A 2,298-nucleotide genomic window follows, 5' to 3' on the forward strand; every position below is an offset into this window, starting at 1 on the left:
CCCCAAGCCCCATTTCCATCCGCTCAAGCGTCCAGCAATCGGAGCCCGACGCCCCATGAATGACCAAGTCACCATCAGTCCCACCACGCTTTCCGTCCATCTCACCATCAACGGCCGCGACCATACGCTGGAGATCGAGCCGCGCGTGACGCTGCTCGACGCGCTGCGCGACCGCCTCCACCTCACCGGCACCAAGAAAGGCTGCGACCAGGGCCAGTGCGGCGCCTGTACCGTCCATGTCGACGGCGAGCGCGTGCTCGCCTGCCTGACCTTGGCCGCCCAGGTCGAAGGCCGCGAGATCACCACCATCGAAGGCCTGGCCGACCAGGACGGCACGCTCAACGCCGTGCAGGCCGCCTTCCTCGAACAGGACGCCTTCCAGTGCGGCTATTGCACGCCGGGGCAGATCATGTCGGCGGTGGCCTGCATCCGCGAGGGCCATGCCGGTTCCGACGAGGAAATCCGCGAATACATGGCCGGCAATCTCTGCCGCTGCGGCGCCTATCCAAACATCGTCGCCGCCGTCCGCCAAGCCGCACAGGAGCTGCGCTCATGAGAGATTTTTCCTATTTCCGCGCCGACAATATCGAGGCCGCCCGGAATGCGGCCGCCCTGCCCGGCGCGATGCTGCTTGCCGGCGGCACGACGCTGATCGACCTCGCCAAATGCGGCGTCGCCGAACCTTCGACCGTGATCGACATCAGCCATATCGAAGGGCTCAACGCCATCGACGTGACCGCCGACCGCGCCGTCATCGGCGCGCTGGCCAGGATGAGCCATGTCGCCGACAACCCGCACGTGAAGAGCCTCTTCCCGGCCGTGTCGGAAGCGCTGTGGCAAGCGGCGTCGGCGCAGTTGCGCAACATGGCGACCATCGGCGGCAATCTGATGCAGCGCACGCGCTGCCCCTATTTCCGTGATCCTGCCAATTTCCCGGCCTGCAACAAGCGCGCGCCGGGCAGCGGCTGCTCGGCGATCGGCGGCGTGACGCGCGGCCATGCGGTGCTTGGCGTGAGCGAAGCCTGCATCGCCACCTATCCGGGCGATCTCGCCGTTGCGCTCGTCGCCTTCGACGCCGAGGTCGATCTCGGCGAGCGCAAGCTCAAGGTCGAGGATTTCTTCCTTGCGCCGGGCGCCACCGCCGAGCAGGAGCACGACATCCGCCCCGGCGAGGTGATCACGGCCATCGAAATCCCCGGCTCGGCCGCCGCCAGGCGCTCGACCTACATCAAGGTGCGCGACCGCCAGTCCTATGAATTCGCCGCAGCCAGCGCCGCCGTCGGGCTGGAGCTCGAAGGCGACGGCCATACCGTGCGTGACATACGCGTGGCACTTGGCGGCGTCGCGACGAAGCCGTGGCGGGTCCGCGCCGTCGAGGACGCGCTAAGGGGCAAGGCGCTCGACGAAGCGACCGTCCGCGCGGCGAGCGAGCTCGCCATGGAGGGCGCCGTCGACCACGGCGCCAACCACTACAAGATCGCATTGGCGCCGCGCGTGATCGCGCGCGCCATCCTCGAATTGGGAGAGACGGCATGACCGTTCATGACATGAAGCACGCCGCGTCGGACAGCGCGCGCCTCGAAGCGGTCGGCGGACGCCTGTCGCGCGTCGACGGCCCGGCCAAGATCACCGGCGCGGCAAAATATGCCTTCGAGCAGCAGCTCGAAGGGCTGACGCATGCCGTGCTGGTCGGCGCTACAATCGCCGCCGGCAAGGTCTCGGCCATCGACAGCCGCGCGGCCGAGACCGCGCCTGGCGTTCTCGCGGTGCTCACGCCCGACACGATCATGGAACTGAACGGCGCATCGGACTGGCTGGGCAACCCGCCGTCGCAGCCGACCTACAACCCCCTCGCCCGCGAGGTCACCTATTCGGGCCAGCATATCGCGGCCGTGGTAGCCGAGAGCTTCGAGCAGGCGGTCGCAGCCGCGGCGCTGGTCAAGGTCTGGTATGACGAGACGCCGGCCATCGTCGATTTGAGCGACGGCAAGGCCGGCGACGGCATCCCGATCGACGCCATGACCAAGGAATGGGGCGATGCTGAAGCCGCTTTCGCCGCCGCCTCGGTGCGCATCTGCGCGGCCTACAACACGCCGCGCGAATTCCAGGCGGCGATGGAGCCGCATGGTCTGATCGCGCGCTGGGAGGGCGACGAGCTGACCATCTGGGAGCCGAGCCAATGGCTGGACGGCATGGCGCGCACTTACGCCGAGTGGTTCGGCGTGCCGTTCGAGAATGTGCGGCTGGTCTCGCCCTATATCGGCGGCGGTTTCGGGTCGAAGGCGCTGGCGCTGGCGC

Annotated in this window: 3 protein-coding genes; all 3 read left to right on the plus strand. The window is 68.1% G+C overall.

Going from position 1 to position 2,298, the window contains the following annotated elements:
* Nucleotides 1-55 precede the first annotated feature (55 nt).
* On the plus strand, nucleotides 56-556 hold the full coding sequence (locus EOA28_RS32875) for a (2Fe-2S)-binding protein (RefSeq protein WP_189342331.1): 501 nt from the start codon (nucleotides 56-58) through the stop codon (nucleotides 554-556).
* Entirely contained in the window at nucleotides 553-1,536 is a 984-nt protein-coding gene (locus tag EOA28_RS32880; RefSeq protein WP_127252383.1) for a xanthine dehydrogenase family protein subunit M, read from the plus strand. The genes EOA28_RS32875 and EOA28_RS32880 overlap by 4 nt, the downstream gene beginning before the upstream one ends.
* Nucleotides 1,533-2,298 (plus strand): molybdopterin cofactor-binding domain-containing protein (locus tag EOA28_RS32885; protein ID WP_148671011.1); only part of this gene is annotated, 766 nt, incomplete at its 3' end. The genes EOA28_RS32880 and EOA28_RS32885, both read left to right, overlap by 4 nt.

Origin of the sequence: Mesorhizobium sp. M2A.F.Ca.ET.067.02.1.1, assembly GCF_004023285.1 — a bacterium.
GTDB lineage: Bacteria > Pseudomonadota > Alphaproteobacteria > Rhizobiales > Rhizobiaceae > Mesorhizobium.

Excerpts from the sequence above, each read along its gene's own strand:
- EOA28_RS32880 (WP_127252383.1), top strand. The coding sequence starts at position 553 with ATGAGAGATTTTTCCTATTTCCGCGCCGACAATATCGAGGCCGCCCGG.
- EOA28_RS32875 (WP_189342331.1), top strand. The coding sequence starts at position 56 with ATGAATGACCAAGTCACCATCAGTCCCACCACGCTTTCCGTCCATCTC.